Below are 15,296 nucleotides of genomic sequence, written 5' to 3' on the forward strand. Positions count from 1 at the left end.
GAGACAGTCTAAACTGGAGATTTCTGCCACATAACAGCAGGAGATCACCATGAAGAAGTCACGGTTCACCGAAACACAGATAGTCGCGATTCTCAAAGAAGCGGATGCTGGCCTGAAGGTCGATGATATTTGCCGCCAGCACGGGATTAGCAGCGCCACCTACTATAACTGGAAAGCCAAATATGGCGGGTTGGATGCCTCTGAGCTCAAGCGAATCAAAGAGCTTGAAGCAGAAAATGCCAAGCTCAAAAAGATGTTCGCAGACGTCAGTTTAGAAAACCAGGCCATGAAGGAGCTGTTCGAAAAAAAGGGTTGGTAGCAAGCAGCAAGCGCGATTGTGCATGTATGTTGGTGGCTGCAGGTCTTAGTGTCACCCGTGCGTGCCGACTCACGCTTTTGGGACGGGCCAGCTACTACAGAAGTCCCAAGGATTGGCGCATTGCCGACAGCGATGTCATCGATGCCCTGAACGCGGTGCTTGAGAAGTCACCCAATGCAGGATTCTGGAAATGCTTCAGGCGAATGCGACGAAAGGGAAAAGGGTTCAATCATAAGCGCGTATACCGAGTTTACTGCCGGATGGGGTTAAACCTAAAAAGGCGACAAAAACGCGTATTACCGGCTCGCATCGCTACGCCATTAGATGTGGTGAATCAATCGAACTATCAATGGGCACTCGATTTTATGCATGACAGCTTATATTGTGGCAAGCGTTTTCGGACACTGAACATTCTTGATGAATCGACCCGAGAATGTCTGGTGATAGAAGTGGATACGAGTTTGCCCGCAGGACGCGTGGTGCGCGCCTTAGAGCATTTGAAACAGGAGCGAGGTCTGCCAAAACAGCTTCGAATGGATAATGGGCCAGAGCTGATATCGTCCCAGTTAACCGACTGGTGTGAGGTTCATAACATCGAGCTGGTTTATATCCAGCCAGGAAAACCTCAGCAAAATGGGTTTGTAGAACGCTTCAACGGGTCATTTCGCCGCGAGTTCTTGAATGCCTATTTGTTCGAGTCACTTGAGCAGGTTCGGGATATGGCTTGGGTATGGATGTGCGATTACAACGAAGAGCGAACACACGAGAGTTTAGGCAATATTCCTCCGGCTGAATACCGGAGGCAACTGGAAACCTCTAGTTTTGAATTGTCTCGCTAAAGGGGAAGTGGACAAAATCCCATCACCATCTAACTGATTTAAAAATGGAATTGTCTGTTGGGCATTTGTATTGTTAATGCGAACGCATGGAAGGAAAGCCGCTCCATTACCATGAAGAAGAGAGAAATTCGACTGTAATGATTCTGATTTTAAGTCTCCAACTTCAGCATTGATGATTACTATTGGAGTGATCCCGTGTGAATTGAGCTTTTTAACAGCAGCAATTAATGGGTTAATATTTTTTCTAACCGGTTCAATAATTGGCCTGACTTTTCCCGGATGTAACCTTTGTGCAACATCTTTCAAAGCCCCTAAGTCAAACTGCTTGCCCCTTAGATATGGAAAGTACATTCGTATAACCTCTTTGTTGTTCTATGTTATTCAACAGTGAGCTTATGATACTGGTTTTTCCTTTTCTATCGATCTTGTAGCTAATCCCTATGTTTTTTAGGGATTCTGGCAACGAATTGATAAATTTGTGATCGTTCTTACGAAAATGCTTCAGGTTCTCTTTGAAAAGCTGATTGGCTTTATCAGAAGGGAGTGAGCAGAAGACTGATTTGCAAAAGTCAAAGAGCTCATAGCATGGTACTTTTGGTTCTTCGCCAAGCACAGTTTTGGCTATGTTTGTGTACTCAGGTTTGCGAAGAGAGTAGTACATGAGTTCAAGATCAAACGCTGTGTTTTGAGGAGCTTCTTTTACTGGTCGGCTTAAGTTGCCATTTTTGTTCGCTTTAATTACCCCGAAAACAGGCATTTCATCATGAAGCTTAAGAACTGAATTTAGGTGGGATTCGTGTGTAACAACATAGGTTTTATCGAACGCACGGTTGTACGCTTGGAGCTGATCGGGCAATCGTTTCAAAGAATCAAACTGGGTTTTGATTTCATAGCAAGTAGAAAGGCCATTTACAACAACACAATCAGCTTTGTTAATGCCTATGCGCAATTCACTCAACATGCTAGCAGTGTTCATGGAGTGCTTTCCGAGTAAAATGCGATTGGCAATTGTATTCTTGACTACATACTCGTTAGGGTACTTCAATCGCAGCAGGCGGTAAGCTTCTTCATAAATGTCTCGTAATGTATCAAGATCAGCTAACTCACCGTAGGACTCTTGCAGTTCTACTACAGTGCTAAAATTGCCTTTTGCAACCTTGCTGATATCTGCGCTGGTGAACAATTTTGCGAGTGGTTTGTAGTCCATACCGTCAGTTTTCTTCTCTGGGAACATATTAAATCTATAGCACTTTTAATCGTTTTCTTCGTTGTGACATGTCACAACGGTCGGTGATAATATGCAAATTACATCTGATCATCAACCTGTATACTTTGACAGTAGTCGTGTAGTAAATGTAATGATTTACAATATTCATTTCTTGTAAGTCTGATTCGTCGAAAAGGGCAAAGTTCATGTGGCTACGAGTCAAGGTAAACCCCCACCATCACACAGGAGATGTGCTGAGTACTTCAATGTGTGTTTGTAACTCATTGTACTGACAAACGTTTATCCGCAATAAGGACCCCGGCAGGAACAAGAAAGCTGGGCGCCATCATCAACCGATTTACTCTTGCTGATAATTGCGTGCTCACCGCATTGCAATAGATACGCATAGTTTTCCTAACTGCCTGACTGATAGGGTAATAGTAAGGAAAGACTGTGTTTTTGTGCATTGCTTATGTTGGTCGTTATTACAATGAGGTTTTAATCTGAGGTAAAGAGAGGTCGCACTGGATAAGCAAATTTAACTCGTTAGTCGCAGAGTAAATACAGGTAAGCAAGGACATGATAAAATTCGGGAAAATTTATTTTTGGCTGATGATTCTGCTAAATGTTGCTGTAGTTCTTAGTATGTTCGGAATGAATGTAATTACTTACCTTGCTCAAGGGTATTACGCTCTTCCTTCATTTTTTGAGCTTTGGAGCTGTGCAACCTTTATTAGTCTTATTTTGGGTGTACGTGCTTCGGTATATGAAAAACCATCGCTGACTAACAGCCATGTGATCCTGTTTATTTTAATTAATGGTATCGTTAGGCTTATTTTTCAGCTTTATGGTTTCAGTGAATCCACAATTCAGAAAAATATGAACTATGTCTACTATCTGACAGCATTTGTTCATTTACCATCTTCGTATTACATTTTTCAATACTGGCGTAAATTGGTAAATCGACACACAGTTGAAGAATGTAAATAAGGCCGCTAATCGGCCTTATTTACATCTGTATTGAAGGTTAACTACAAACCCTTTGAAATATCCGGATCAGCATTTACTTCATCCATAATCAGTTCACACACGGGAATCACTTCATCTTTCGCGTGGCTTTGTTGACTAAATCGGCTTGAACTTTTCTCACAGTCGCGATCGGATTTGATCAACGAAGCTCAATATAAAAGCCCGTTTTAGTACGAATTGCATCACTTACGCCCAAATTAAATAAATTGTGACTTCCATCCTCATCGGTTCTATCGTGGCTGATATGCTTGTGGCCATACCTTACAGATTGATGTCGTAAGAAACTTATTGTTAGAACTTATACATATAGGCAGCAATAATGAAAAAGGCCGCTGTGGCGACCTTTTTCTATTACGGCTTTTACGTTGTATTTTACTTGTCTGAACAGCGAATCACTCTTTCCCGTACACGTTATTTTCTTGCTCACGAACTCGGATAAACGTGGTGCGTTTGGTGAGCTCTTTGAGCTTCGCCGCGCCAACGTAGGTGCAGGTTGAGCGTACGCCGCCCATGATGTCCTGGATGGTGTATTCCACAGGGCCGCGGTAAGGCAATAGTACGGTTTTTCCTTCAGCGGCACGGTAGTTGGCAACACCGCCGGAATGCTTGTCCATCGCGCTCTGGCTCGACATCCCGTAAAATTTCATCAGTTGCTGGCCGTCTTTTTCAACGATTTCGCCGTTGCTTTCTTCATGACCAGCCAGCATACCGCCCAGCATCACGAAATCGGCACCGCCGCCGAAGGCTTTCGAGACATCGCCGGCGCAGGTGCAGCCGCCGTCGCCAATGATTTGTCCGCCCAGACCGTGTGCGGCATCCGCACATTCGATAATGGCAGACAGTTGCGGGTAGCCGACACCCGTTTTCACGCGAGTGGTGCACACTGAACCCGGGCCGATACCCACTTTGACGATGTCTGCACCCGCCAAAATCAGCTCTTCCACCATGTCGCCAGTGACGACGTTACCGGCGCTGATGACTTTATCAGGGAATGCGTGACGGACTTTTTCCACGTACTCGACCAGGTGCTCAGAGTAACCGTTCGCAATATCAATGCAGATAAACATCAGATCGTCGCTCAGTGCCATGATGTCTTTGGTTTTCTGAAAATCCGCATCTGATGTACCGGTAGAAACCATGGCATGTTTCAGGACATCGGCCTTGTTTTCTTTGATGAAACCGGCCCAGTCATCAACCGTATAGTGTTTGTGAATAGCGGTCATGACATTGTGTTTTGCCAGTGCTTTTGCCATCTCAAAGCTGCCGACTGAATCCATATTGGCGGCAATAATGGGGACGCCGGACCATTGACGGCCGCTATGCTTGAATGTAAAATCGCGGGTTAATTCAACTTGAGATCGGCTTTTCAGGGTTGAACGTTTCGGGCGAAACAGTACATCTTTGAATCCCAGTTTCAGGTCTTGTTCGATACGCATGGAAGTTCCTTCTTTATCTTCACTGTGACTATCGGATATTGCTCGACAGATTTGCGCTATTGGCAGATAGCAAGTTTCCTGAAGAGCAGGCACAAAAAAACCGGAGCGTTGGCAGACGCTCCGGTTTTCAGCATTATAGGCGCAGTTATTTTTTCTACAAGCCTGAAAAATGCATTTTTTTATGATATCCTCCCGAAGATTGCATCCTTACGCTTTACCCCGACGTTTCACAATCAGGTGACGTTTTGGTGAATCCTCAAGCACTCAAATCACTTCATAACCAGACGCGGATGACTTCCTGAATCCGAATGTCAAATTTATTATTTTTTGCTTCCAATCTGTTTCAATCCTTGGATAATCCTATGAGTCTCGCTGGCTAAGTGGATCGATTTACCTTGTTCAATAGAAGAAAAACAAAACAGATATTCCCGCTGGATTTTTACGGTGAAGATGGCAGCTGGCGCTTTATTCTGCGGGCATACTCGTCTGATGAAGTGCTGGATGCTATGTATTGGCGTGCATATATTTCTTGTCACCGGAAGGAGTTTGATCTGCTTCATCTGGCAATCGACAAGTTTAACTATAAGTACAACTACTCGGCCTCTGACGTCTCGGAATTGCATTTGGGAGCCGTGGGCTCTGCGATGCGGGTGAATATGATGGGGCCGATTGTGCCGGTTCAGCATTTGCTGGCTAACATTGCAGAAAGGCTGGCAAACAAGACGGGCGGCACTGAGAAAACTCAGGCCACAACGCATACCGGGCACCTCCAGGCGAAGTCATCATAAGCGTTGGCGTTTGGTCTGAATAACGGATGAATATTGAAAAGGAGCGATGGCTCCTTTTTTAATGCCCGATTTTGGTAAAAGCTTGTGGAGACATTATCTTAAGTTCGCTATGTTAGTAAACGGATCTGACAATAATCGTGTAGGTGAATCGATGAACTCATGGAAGCAGGGCAGATATGTGGCCGTATCATTGTTGCTGGCAACTCAGTTTGGGGTGGCCAGTCATGTGCACGCCACCACGGATCTGGCATCCATGTCAGAATTGGTCGGTAAGTGGCAGTGCCTGCCCGATGAAAAAGCGTCAGACAAAGAAGAAAGCTGGGTGAATTATGATTTTCAACTTGATGGCAAAGTGAATTCTAAAGAATGGATTCGCTATCAGGATCAAGGCAAAACTGAGCTGGAATTCAATTTGTTTGTCGACTATCACCTGGAGTCACTGGATGGTGAATACCGTTTAAAACCGTTATCAATGAAACGGGAAATTCTGTCAGACCCCAACCAGGCCAATCCTTTTGATTATGATGCACAGCGTGATCTCATGGGTTACCGTATATTCTTACAGCCTGTGATGAAAGGCAAAAACGCAGCGCAGTTCGAAATGTGGTATCACATCACTCCCCAGAATCATTTTTCTATGCAGTGCCAGCGGCAGGCAGCCTGACGGGCAATCAGTCTTTGCGCAGATTGCTTACACTTGAAATCGGCGTAGGAAAGCGGCTGACGACCCAGTAAGTGGACAGGATGAAAGTTGTGAGTGTTGCAGCCTGAATAAAGAGCATACCCTGATCGGAAACCAGACCGGCAGTTAAGGCTGAATAGGCCAGCAAAAGGGAAAACTCGCTGGCTTGACTGAGCCGGGCAGACAGCTCCTGAGGGGCTTTTTCGTTTGCCAGCTTCAGCGCAATCATGAAACCTGTCGCTTTGACTACCACCAGCAGGATGCCAAACAGCCCACCCCAAAGCAGAACGGTACCACCTTGCGTGATGTCCATTTTTGCGCCTACCGCGAAGAAAAATAAAATCAGAAAAAATTCCCTCAAGGGTTTCAGGTGCAGGGAGATGGCTTGCGACACCCGGCTGATGGCGATGGACAGTCCGGCGACGAATGCCCCGATTTCATAGGACAAGCCCGCCAGGTGAGCCATTTCCGCCCACAGCAGGCACCATGCCAGTGCAGTGACAAAAGTGTATTCCTGAATGACATCAAAACGACGAAACAGGGGAAGCACCAGGTAACGGACGCCTAAATATGCCAGCAGGCACAGCAATCCTAATTTCAGCAGGATGAGCACAAAGGCGCTGATCATGTCATCCGGTTCACGCACATTCAGGAACAGAATCACAATGATAGCCAGTATGTCTTGTATCAGTAGCACGCTGGTCATGACTTCACCCACACGCTGATGGTGAAGGGTAGTGGTTGGGATCAATTTCAACCCGATGACGGTACTGGAGAACATCAGCGCGGCGGCAGCCACAAGGGAATCACCAAGGGACAGGCCGATCAGCAAGCTAAACCCCAATGTCACCAGAAAGAAAAGACAGCAGGTCCCCAGTGTGATCAGCGCGCTCTCTTTAAAGAGACTCAGCAGCTTGAACGGTTGCAGGTTCAGACCCAGCAGGAACAGCAGAAGGATGACACCGAACTGGCCGAACTGGATGATCCTGTCGTTGTCATTCAGCAAGCCTAAGCCACTCGGTCCAAGAGCAATGCCGGCAACGATGTACGCCAGGATAATAGGCTGGCGGGCGTACAGGAAAATGGTGCCGATTAACGCTGAACTGACCACAATGATCCCGAGCTCGAAAATCATGGTTTGCAGTTCATTGAACATAGAGCACCTATACGACAGTCATCGGGCTTGTTGATCCCTTAAAAGCATAGATGCTTTCGTGGGACAGACACGATTGTGACAGGCTGCTTTAGCGGGACAGACACTTATATGTGCCGGGTAAATCCGGCCAGGATACTCGCCAATCGATCGATTTTGCTATTGGAGAGCTGGCGATAATCAAAGTAGGGGCAGATGACCAGCTTGTGCTCGCGGTTGAGTGCGAATTCATTATCCAGCCAGATGAATGGCACAGTTAGTTTCTCTTCGTGAATCAGCTTCTTGGCGTAGGTTCTGCCCATAATGATGTGATAGCGGGGGACGGTCTCAGTCACATCAAGAACAGGCGGATTGAATAACAGCGCTGTTTGGCTGGATTGCTGGAGAAGGAAATCATCTCTGAATGACTGCCAGCTCGGTGCATTCGTTGAGTGAGGAAACACCTTGCTGTCGAGGGCGTAAATCAGCTTAGCGTACACATTGAACACTTTTCGCCAGCCGTTGCCGCACGCCTGGCCGATAGTATGGATTTCACCTGATGTCGCCGGCTGTAATCGATCCAGATATGCTAATTCCGGCATAGGTGGCCTGTGTTCAATGTAAGCGGCCAGAGTAAAGTCGGGGCAGCCCAGTCCGATAAGGCTTCGTGTGCTATCTTCGGCGAAATTGTTTGTATTTTCAGGCATCTGTGACGATCTTCTTTTATGCAGTATGTTGCGCTTTTGTAAGCGTGATTTTACTTAAGGTTTACTTGCGGTTGACACTGCTTTACCAAGCAATATGTACGCTCTACACATATGTAGAAAAACAGGTAGTGTTATATGAAAACTCTATGGATTGGTATCTTGTGCGTGTCTCTGATTGCACCAGCAACCAGCTTTGCTCATGGAGGCAGAGATCACGGTGGCAGAGACCATGGTTATGATCATGGTTATAAAAAATACTATAAACATAAGCACAGACACCATCATCGTAAACCGGACAGACATTATCACCATCGTGAGGTTGTCGTCATTAAGGAACGCCCACGCAGGGAGTACCACCGGACCAATTTACCCGAATTGGTAACCTTTGCTGTGGTATCTGGCATTACCTATGCCATCATTGATAACGCATTTTATAAAAAATCTGGTGACAATTACGTTTATACCCCATACCGCCCTTAAGCTGCCACCAGACGGCTCCGTTTAGTATCCTCCAGATTTACAGACCTTCTGTCAGAAATGGCAGGAGGTTTTTTACACTCTGCGTTTTCACTTCCTCTGTACATGAAGAGATTATCAATATTTTTGGTGGGACACGCATCACAAACGGTATTTTATGCTGGCTTTTTGACAAGTTTACATCAGTGCCGCAGCCCGAGTGTCAAATCAGTAATCTATAAAAATCAGATGGTTATGATTTTTTCTAGCAAGGAACACTGCTTTTTCATGATGCCCTGTTAAAAACCCAGACTGTTAGGCCAGTCATAATCACTTTATTAGTTAAATATTCTTAATTTAACTAATTTAATGAAGTTTATGTCTGTTTGATCTTGGCATTGTCGAATTTTCCTTTACCCTACCTTGTAACTGAATTGTTAATCTCTTGTTTGTGGTTTGATGCAAATAGGAGAGCGTCCGGCACAGTTTCGGACGGCTAGGGATAAGGCGCTGCTAAGAGGAGCTGATGCAATGAATGTTTCACTGGATCGTACTTTTCAACTTACACAATTAAGCGGACAGGCTATCAATGAGCTTTCCCCTTCGTTTAATCATTTACCCAAAACCGGGCACGCAGATGGTGAATACCGTCTTCGCCGCTATTCCATTGTAAAAGCGACCGCCAGTGGTGTGCAGCACATGCCGGTCAGAGCTTTTGTTCAATCTGACGACATTAACCACTTTCAGGGCAATGTCAGCCGCACTTTTGAGCCTTTGGAAGACAAGATACTCTTCAGTGCCGGAATGCGTGAAATGTGTGAAGTGTTTAAACGCGCCAATGCCTTATCAGATGATCAGGAAATTGAAATTCATCAGATTCGTATTGCGACGCTGGAGGGCGAGACTCAGGTGGCGCCGGAAGGGGTTCATCAGGATGGTTTTAATCACATTGCGGTGATTGGGATTGGGCGTGAAAACATCGAGGGCGGTGAGTTTCTGGTCTACAAAAACAAAAATCAACTGCCTTTTCTGAGCATGGCGCTCGAGCAGGGTGAGGTTGCGATTCTGGCCGATGATCAGCTCTGGCATAATGCGCGTCCGATTAAGGCTGTGAAAAAAGATCAAAAAGGCTATATGGACCTGTTTGTTCTGACCGCCCGGGAGACGCAGTATGCAGTTTGATGTCTCAAGTGTTCGACAGCAGTTCCCTGCACTGGATCAACAGATCAATGATGCCCCTGTGTATTTCTTTGACGGACCGGGTGGCGCACAGGTGCCCGCCAGTGTTTTACAGGCGATGACGGATTATCTTGGCCGATACAATGCCAACCTGGGCGGTTCGTTTTTCTCCAGTGAGGTGACAGTGTCACTCATGGCAAAGGCGCGTCAGTCGGTTCAGGCACTATTGAATGCGCCGTCGCCCGACAATATTGTCTTTGGTCCGAATATGACCTCACTGACTTTTCAGCTCAGCCGTGCCATTTCACGCGACTGGAAGCAGGGGGATGAAGTGATTGTGACGTCTCTGGATCATTATTCGAATGTCTCCAGCTGGCAGCAAGCGGCAGATGACAAAGGGGTATTGGTTCGCCAGGTGCGGGTGAATGAACCCGACTGCACGTTAGACTACGAGCACTTTGAGTCTTTGCTGAATCATAAGACGCGGCTGGTGGCCGTCACCTATGCGTCGAATACGACCGGCTCGCTGGTGGACGTGGCACGTATTGTAAAAGCAGCACACAAGGTCGGCGCGCAAGTGTATGTTGATGCCGTGCACTACGCCCCGCACAATCTGGTGGATGTGCAGGCACTGGGCTGTGATTTTCTGGCGTGTTCGGCTTATAAGTTTTTTGGTCCGCATGTGGGAATCGCATATGTGGCGCCTCAGTGGCTGCAGACTTTGAAGCCGTATAAAGTTGAACCTGCGACCGATCTCGGTCCGGGACGCTTTGAAACGGGCACCCAGAATTTTGAAGGGTTGGCCGGTGTTGTGGCTGCCATTGATTATCTGGCACAGTGGGGCGATCCGCAGGACAGCTTACGCGAGCGCCTGACAGCCAGTTACACTCAGTATCAGTCTTATGAAGCAACGCTGAGCCAGCACTTTTTGAACTGGGTCAGAAAATTCAGCAACATCACTTTGTTGGGTATTGAGGACGAGAAACGGCTCGCAGAACGTACCCCGACGTTTGCGATACGTATTGATAATGTACCGCCGTCGGATATAGCTGCTCACCTGGGTAAACAGAATATGTGCGTCTGGAACGGTCATTTTTATGCGTTAGGGCTGTGTCAGCAGTTGGGCGTGCTTGAAAGTGGCGGCGTCGTCCGAATTGGTTTCATGCATTACAATACTCAGGCAGAAATTGATCGACTTTTCGAAGCGTTAGCGCCGTTTCTGGCCCCTGTTCCAAATAATAAATTACAATGATAACTGCAATTTGCAGACCCCTGTCACAGGCTTAATCCATTAAGCTGATCGAATCAAAGCCCACGTTATCTCGTGGGCTTTTTGTTGTTGAATACATGGTACGCCAGCTCAGCATCGGATTTTCTGTCAGGGGTGGTCTGACGCTGTTGGTTGAGAGACACACCGAACAAAATCAATATCATTCCCGCGATTGGCCAGATCATATCTAAAAGTGACTGTCCCTTTAAGAACAGCAAAACCAGGGAAAGTAAAACACCCACCAGCATTTGCCCGCTGATCACCAGCAAGCTTGTTCTCATTGCTCCAATTTTGGGGAGCACAAGGCTATTTATCGCCACAAACAACACACCAATGACTCCCCTGCGTACGCACTTAATGGGGTATTTTGTGGCAAAGTGAAAGAGCTGCCATGAACAAGCAGCACGAGTAGTGACAGAAAGATAAACCCTATCAGGTGGTTCCAGTAAGATGAGATCATTGCAGTTCGGTCAAGACTTAACCGACCGTTCAAAATGCGGCTTAGGCTAATACAAATACCGTTGAGTACAGCAAAAAAAATGAACCAGGTCATGGTGTATCCTCATTAATCAGGAATATTTTAATAATCAGCTTGGTGTAAAAATGATCAGCATGCTGCCCGAGAGAATGCAGCACACCACAGCTAAATCTTGCGAAGAAAATTTCCTTTTATTCGAGCCCATGAGCCCTAACACATCACTGAGCATCGCGAAAAGTGTCTGCCCCACCAGCATAAAAGCCACAGAGCCTGACAGTCCCAACGGGCTATTTACCGTAGCCGCAGCCAGAATCACGGTCAATGCACCGGGAATACCGCCCAGATAAGCCCACTTGGGAACAGGTTTGGTTGCCGGGCGAGTCGGTTTGCTCCGAAAATGACAGACGAACAATATCAAGCCAGCAAAGGCTGCCCCGATGCCATGTGCAATCCAGGAGGCCAGTAGAGGAGAGCTGTATGCGGCCAACTGGCTATTGAGCAGAATCATGAGCGACAACATGGCGCCCGCAAAAAGAGCAAGCAGCGCAGGGGACAGTTTCAGCATAGGTGATCCAATTTGTTGTGTGGTGGGTGAGATAGATTTTATATTGTGTCTATGAGGTTTATAATTGGGTTCAATAGAAAAACACTGTTGAGTAATAGTATACAAATGCGTGATAACGATGCTTTCAGTGCTATTCCTGTTTTCGTCACTGTGGTGGAATGTGGCAGCTTTTCAGCAGCAGCAGAACGGTTGGGGATCACTAAATCTGCAGTCAGTAAGCGTATCAATTACCTTGAAGCGAAACTGGGGACGCGACTGCTGAACAGGACTACGCGCAGTCTGAGTCTGACCGATGCCGGTGAGCAATACTTTGAATCTGCCAGAGCCGCTTATCAGCTTGCTCGTGATGCTGAAGATAAACTCGGTCAGTTACAGGGCAACCCCAGCGGACTGCTAAAAGTGACTGTCCCGATGACGTTTGGGCGCTTGCATATCAGTCCGTTGATCCCTGAGTTTCTGCAACGGTATCCCGATATCCGGCTGGAAATGACACTGGATGACAAAATGGTCGATCTTATCGAAGGGGGTTATGACCTCTCCATCCGTATTGGCCACATCCCTGAATCCAGCCTTGTTGCGCGGCGTTTAGCGCCTTGCCGAAGTGTGCTTTGCGCTTCTCCGCACTATTTGGAAATACACGGAACGCCGCAATCCCCTGCGGATTTACAGAAGCATAACTGTCTGTATTACAGCTATTTTCGTGGCGGTGCAGAATGGCGATTTGAAGGATCTGCTGGTGTAGAGAGCATTCAGCCCAGAGGGAATTTCCAGGCTAATAACAGTGAAGTGCTGCGAGATGCCTTGGTTGCCGGTTTGGGTATTTGTCAGATGCCGACCTTTATCGTGGGTCCGGATTTATCCTCCGGAAAATTGATTCCGGTAATGTCTGATTATGTTTTACCGCTGCATGCTGTTTATGCCATGTTCCCGGAACGTAAGCACTTACCTGAGAAGGTCAGGGTGCTGATTGATTTTCTGGTGGAGCAGTTGGGAGGCGATCAGCCGCAGTGGGATAACTTTTAGGAAAAGAAAACAGGACAGGCACTTTTGGGATAGTCGTACCTAAATGGGACAGGCAAATTAGCAGGCTAACCGGTTGAATTTTATTTGAGGTGGCTATTTGGTTTGAAAGGATTTGGACTCTTAACAAAAATGGAGCCAGATGCAGGGAAAGTGGAGGATAACCAGTAAAACTAGCAATAAGCGAGAAATGAGCAGTGATTTGAGATGCGTTGACCCGATCCAAAGTCTTATGCTGAAGCTTTGTAACGATTGACCGATCAAGGTTTAATTGGCGGGTAACTGAGTGCCGGAAATACGCTTCCGTCCCATTATTGGCAGGCCGGCTGTCATTGACGACTTTGCCCCTATGAGGCTGCCTTTCTCAAATTGTTTGTATGTGCGCAGCCAAGGTGAACCATCCAGTCCTAATCGTTTAAGAATGGGCGGCGCGTCGTGAGCAATCTGCCCCGTTTTGCCTTCATGAAAATGCCTGCCGATCCAGTCGAGAAGTCCCAGATAATCCGCCAGATGATAGGGGATTCCTTCTCGCGTGCTGCTGCTCTGGCCAATAAAAGGATACAGATAAGTAGCGCTGGTCTTGGGTTTAGACAAGTTATCGAGACGTGATTTGACTGACGTGAAGTTTGATGTTTCCGGTGTTTCAGCTATACCGGCACGGACGGGGTTTAAATCGACATACGCCATAGCTGCGGCCAGTGCTTTATCATCCAGTAGGGCCTGACTTTTGAATCGTCCCTCCCAGAAGTGTCCGCTACAACCATCTTCTTTATTGGCTTCGGTGGCAATGAATTGATTGAGCAACCGCATAAACCAGCTGATGCTGTAGAGACGTTGCCGCCAGGTCTGAATGATGGAACAGACTGCTTTGTATTCAATCTGGGTACGAATATCTCCTCGCAGGTAACGTTGGATCAAGACGGGCGGATTGTGAAACGATAGCCAGCGATCAATGACGTCACTGTCAGACAAAGAGTCAGCTTTAGCTTTGTGAATATGCAGTACAAGGTGATAGTGATTACTCATAATGGCGTAAGCACATAGGTCGATACAAAATACTTTTGCTAGTGCAAACAGTCTGTCTTCAACCCAGCTGCGGCGGTGCTCATAACTAACACCGGACCCTTCATCCAGCCCGCAGAGGAAAGCGCGACGAACACACCGGGAGACGCAGTGGTAATAGGCTGTGGCCTCAAGGCAAATTTGCTGATTTCTGGCTGTTGTCATGGATGCGCTCACAAAAATAACTGGATGTATAAACAGTATATGAGCGCGAGTTGGATGAGAAATCGGATCGTAAACAAATCGACGCAATACTCAATCTAGTGAAATTGAGAAAGTTGTAACTTTCATCTAATCCGCAGAATCTGCCTTGAAGTGTCTGTCCTTTTAGTGTCTTTTCGGTGTGCATGACCCATTTAATCGCGTCTGTCCCGTTAGGGGTAATATGCCTGTCCCTTTAAGATCGCCTCTCATCAGATCGCTCTGCGTCATACGGTAAGATACTCCCGGATGTGAGCCTCAGAAAGGCTTGCCATTTCTCCGCTGGCGACGGTTCGGCCTCGATCCAGCAGACAAAAACGGTCGCCGACTTTACGTGCAAAAGGCAGCTTTTGCTCAACCAGCAGCACAGTCAGGCCGAGCTCTTGGTTCAGTTTCAGGATGATGTCGCCGATTTCTTGTACGATGTTGGGTTGAATGCCTTCGGTGGGTTCATCCAGTAAGAGCAATGTCGGATCCAGTACCAGTGCGCGGGCGATCGCGAGCTGCTGTTGCTGGCCACCGGATAAATCGCCGCCCCGTCGGTGCAGCATGTCTTTTAATACCGGAAACAAATCGTAGATGTATGAGGGAATGCGGCGGTCGCCGCGCGGGCGCACAGGCAGGCCAATTTGCAGGTTCTCCTGTACGGTCAGCAGGGGAAAGATTTGCCGTCCCTGAGGCACATAGCCCAAGCCGCAGCGCGGGCGGGCTTCGGTTGTCAGCGGTAATAAGTTCTGTCCGTTAAAGGTAATTTGTCCACTGCGGGCTTTGATTAAGCCCATAATGCATTGTAACAGCGTGGTTTTTCCTACACCGTTCCGGCCCATCAGCACAGTACACTGACCTTCGGGGACAGACAGTTCAAGATCCCACAAAGTATGGCTTTCACCGTAAAACTGGTTCAATTTTTGTATTTCTAACATAGT

At 47.1% G+C, this 15,296-nt stretch carries 17 protein-coding genes and 1 pseudogene; 8 read left to right on the forward strand and 10 right to left on the reverse strand.

Features of this window, described 5'->3' with window-relative positions:
- The first annotated feature begins 49 nt into the window (after nucleotides 1–49).
- A protein-coding gene (locus P4S53_RS00005) for an IS3 family transposase (RefSeq protein WP_337110801.1) occupies nucleotides 50–1,158 on the forward strand; the annotation gives its coding sequence in 2 pieces (ribosomal slippage) (nucleotides 50–302 and nucleotides 302–1,158; 1,110 coding nt in all).
- Here P4S53_RS00005 and P4S53_RS00010 read toward each other — a convergent pair.
- Nucleotides 1,090–1,509, reverse strand: coding sequence for a sce7725 family protein (locus tag P4S53_RS00010; protein WP_337110802.1), 420 nt, complete (start codon nucleotides 1,507–1,509; stop codon nucleotides 1,090–1,092). The two genes, P4S53_RS00005 and P4S53_RS00010, sit on opposite strands and share 69 nt — an antisense overlap.
- On the reverse strand, nucleotides 1,475–2,365 hold the full coding sequence (locus P4S53_RS00015; RefSeq protein WP_337110803.1) for a sce7726 family protein: 891 nt from the start codon (nucleotides 2,363–2,365) through the stop codon (nucleotides 1,475–1,477). Before P4S53_RS00015 ends, P4S53_RS00010 begins: the two co-directional genes overlap by 35 nt.
- Before the next feature lie 579 nt (nucleotides 2,366–2,944).
- Between P4S53_RS00015 and P4S53_RS00020 the strand changes: the two genes are divergently transcribed.
- On the forward strand, nucleotides 2,945–3,355 hold the full coding sequence (locus P4S53_RS00020) for a hypothetical protein (RefSeq protein WP_337110804.1): 411 nt from the start codon (nucleotides 2,945–2,947) through the stop codon (nucleotides 3,353–3,355).
- Nucleotides 3,356–3,786: 431 nt separating this feature from the next.
- On the opposite strand, the gene P4S53_RS00025 is transcribed toward P4S53_RS00020, so the two are convergent.
- Complete coding sequence (locus P4S53_RS00025) at nucleotides 3,787–4,830, reverse strand: GMP reductase (RefSeq protein ID WP_337110805.1); 1,044 nt, start codon at nucleotides 4,828–4,830, stop codon at nucleotides 3,787–3,789.
- Between the two features lie 395 nt (nucleotides 4,831–5,225).
- Here P4S53_RS00025 and P4S53_RS00030 point away from each other — a divergent pair, with 395 nt between their 5' ends.
- Together P4S53_RS00030 and P4S53_RS00035 are read left to right on the forward strand one after the other, a co-directional pair.
- The gene (locus tag P4S53_RS00030) at nucleotides 5,226–5,618 is read left to right on the forward strand and encodes a hypothetical protein (RefSeq protein ID WP_337110806.1); all 393 of its coding nucleotides are present in this window, start codon (nucleotides 5,226–5,228) and stop codon (nucleotides 5,616–5,618) included.
- Between the two features lie 151 nt (nucleotides 5,619–5,769).
- Nucleotides 5,770–6,282, forward strand: coding sequence for a hypothetical protein (locus P4S53_RS00035; protein WP_337110807.1), 513 nt, complete (start codon nucleotides 5,770–5,772; stop codon nucleotides 6,280–6,282).
- Between the two features lie 7 nt (nucleotides 6,283–6,289).
- Here the strand turns inward: P4S53_RS00035 and P4S53_RS00040 are convergent, their stop codons facing one another.
- Entirely contained in the window at nucleotides 6,290–7,456 is a 1,167-nt protein-coding gene (locus tag P4S53_RS00040) for a cation:proton antiporter (RefSeq protein ID WP_337110808.1), read from the reverse strand.
- Between the two features lie 104 nt (nucleotides 7,457–7,560).
- Entirely contained in the window at nucleotides 7,561–8,139 is a 579-nt protein-coding gene (locus tag P4S53_RS00045) for a DUF6942 family protein (protein WP_337110809.1), read from the reverse strand.
- Nucleotides 8,140–8,274: 135 nt separating this feature from the next.
- On the opposite strand from P4S53_RS00045, the gene P4S53_RS00050 reads away from it, so the two are divergent.
- The 3 genes from P4S53_RS00050 to P4S53_RS00060 all read left to right on the forward strand — a co-directional run bounded on the left by P4S53_RS00050 (nucleotide 8,275) and on the right by P4S53_RS00060 (nucleotide 11,026).
- Nucleotides 8,275–8,619 carry a hypothetical protein gene (locus tag P4S53_RS00050; protein ID WP_337110810.1) on the forward strand — a complete coding sequence of 115 codons (345 nt, stop codon included), beginning with the start codon at nucleotides 8,275–8,277 and terminating at the stop codon, nucleotides 8,617–8,619.
- Nucleotides 8,620–9,126: 507 nt separating this feature from the next.
- The gene (locus tag P4S53_RS00055) at nucleotides 9,127–9,777 is read left to right on the forward strand and encodes a 2OG-Fe dioxygenase family protein (RefSeq protein ID WP_337110811.1); all 651 of its coding nucleotides are present in this window, start codon (nucleotides 9,127–9,129) and stop codon (nucleotides 9,775–9,777) included.
- Nucleotides 9,767–11,026, forward strand: coding sequence for a cysteine desulfurase-like protein (locus tag P4S53_RS00060; RefSeq protein ID WP_337110812.1), 1,260 nt, complete (start codon nucleotides 9,767–9,769; stop codon nucleotides 11,024–11,026). The genes P4S53_RS00055 and P4S53_RS00060 overlap by 11 nt, the downstream gene beginning before the upstream one ends.
- 65 nt (nucleotides 11,027–11,091) lie before the next feature.
- On the opposite strand, the gene P4S53_RS00065 is transcribed toward P4S53_RS00060, so the two are convergent.
- The 3 genes and pseudogenes from P4S53_RS00065 to P4S53_RS00070 form a co-directional block, all read right to left on the reverse strand.
- The gene (locus P4S53_RS00065; RefSeq protein WP_442958630.1) at nucleotides 11,092–11,490 is read right to left on the reverse strand and encodes a DMT family transporter; all 399 of its coding nucleotides are present in this window, start codon (nucleotides 11,488–11,490) and stop codon (nucleotides 11,092–11,094) included.
- Nucleotides 11,397–11,597, reverse strand: a pseudogene (locus P4S53_RS22545) (DMT family transporter); the annotation flags it as partial. The pseudogene P4S53_RS22545 and the gene P4S53_RS00065, both read right to left, overlap by 94 nt.
- Nucleotides 11,598–11,631: 34 nt before the next feature.
- Nucleotides 11,632–12,087, reverse strand: a complete 456-nt coding sequence (locus P4S53_RS00070) for a DMT family transporter (protein ID WP_337110813.1) — start codon at nucleotides 12,085–12,087, stop codon at nucleotides 11,632–11,634.
- A gap of 105 nt (nucleotides 12,088–12,192) precedes the next feature.
- Here P4S53_RS00070 and P4S53_RS00075 point away from each other — a divergent pair, with 105 nt between their 5' ends.
- Nucleotides 12,193–13,110: a LysR family transcriptional regulator gene (locus P4S53_RS00075; protein WP_337110814.1), complete on the forward strand. Its 918-nt coding sequence runs from the start codon at nucleotides 12,193–12,195 to the stop codon at nucleotides 13,108–13,110.
- Between the two features lie 264 nt (nucleotides 13,111–13,374).
- Here the strand turns inward: P4S53_RS00075 and P4S53_RS00080 are convergent, their stop codons facing one another.
- Together P4S53_RS00080 and urtE are read right to left on the reverse strand one after the other, a co-directional pair.
- On the reverse strand, nucleotides 13,375–14,334 hold the full coding sequence (locus tag P4S53_RS00080; RefSeq protein WP_337112024.1) for a transposase: 960 nt from the start codon (nucleotides 14,332–14,334) through the stop codon (nucleotides 13,375–13,377).
- 263 nt (nucleotides 14,335–14,597) lie between these two features.
- Nucleotides 14,598–15,293 carry an urea ABC transporter ATP-binding subunit UrtE gene (gene urtE, locus P4S53_RS00085; RefSeq protein WP_337110815.1) on the reverse strand — a complete coding sequence of 232 codons (696 nt, stop codon included), beginning with the start codon at nucleotides 15,291–15,293 and terminating at the stop codon, nucleotides 14,598–14,600.
- Between the last annotated feature and the right edge of the window lie 3 nt (nucleotides 15,294–15,296).

Source organism: Photobacterium sp. Hal280 (assembly GCF_037162255.1).
Taxonomy (GTDB): Bacteria; Pseudomonadota; Gammaproteobacteria; order Enterobacterales; family Vibrionaceae; genus Photobacterium.

Excerpts from the sequence above, each read along its gene's own strand:
- P4S53_RS00055 (WP_337110811.1), top strand. The coding sequence starts at position 9,127 with ATGAATGTTTCACTGGATCGTACTTTTCAACTTACACAATTAAGCGGA.
- P4S53_RS00080 (WP_337112024.1), bottom strand. The coding sequence starts at position 14,334 with ATGACAACAGCCAGAAATCAGCAAATTTGCCTTGAGGCCACAGCCTAT.
- P4S53_RS00070 (WP_337110813.1), bottom strand. The coding sequence starts at position 12,087 with ATGCTGAAACTGTCCCCTGCGCTGCTTGCTCTTTTTGCGGGCGCCATG.
- P4S53_RS00075 (WP_337110814.1), top strand. The coding sequence starts at position 12,193 with ATGCGTGATAACGATGCTTTCAGTGCTATTCCTGTTTTCGTCACTGTG.
- P4S53_RS00015 (WP_337110803.1), bottom strand. The coding sequence starts at position 2,365 with ATGGACTACAAACCACTCGCAAAATTGTTCACCAGCGCAGATATCAGC.
- P4S53_RS00040 (WP_337110808.1), bottom strand. The coding sequence starts at position 7,456 with ATGTTCAATGAACTGCAAACCATGATTTTCGAGCTCGGGATCATTGTG.
- urtE (WP_337110815.1), bottom strand. The coding sequence starts at position 15,293 with ATGTTAGAAATACAAAAATTGAACCAGTTTTACGGTGAAAGCCATACT.
- P4S53_RS00010 (WP_337110802.1), bottom strand. The coding sequence starts at position 1,509 with ATGTACTTTCCATATCTAAGGGGCAAGCAGTTTGACTTAGGGGCTTTG.
- P4S53_RS00060 (WP_337110812.1), top strand. The coding sequence starts at position 9,767 with ATGCAGTTTGATGTCTCAAGTGTTCGACAGCAGTTCCCTGCACTGGAT.
- P4S53_RS00020 (WP_337110804.1), top strand. The coding sequence starts at position 2,945 with ATGATAAAATTCGGGAAAATTTATTTTTGGCTGATGATTCTGCTAAAT.
- P4S53_RS00035 (WP_337110807.1), top strand. The coding sequence starts at position 5,770 with ATGAACTCATGGAAGCAGGGCAGATATGTGGCCGTATCATTGTTGCTG.
- P4S53_RS00045 (WP_337110809.1), bottom strand. The coding sequence starts at position 8,139 with ATGCCTGAAAATACAAACAATTTCGCCGAAGATAGCACACGAAGCCTT.
- P4S53_RS00050 (WP_337110810.1), top strand. The coding sequence starts at position 8,275 with ATGAAAACTCTATGGATTGGTATCTTGTGCGTGTCTCTGATTGCACCA.
- P4S53_RS00025 (WP_337110805.1), bottom strand. The coding sequence starts at position 4,830 with ATGCGTATCGAACAAGACCTGAAACTGGGATTCAAAGATGTACTGTTT.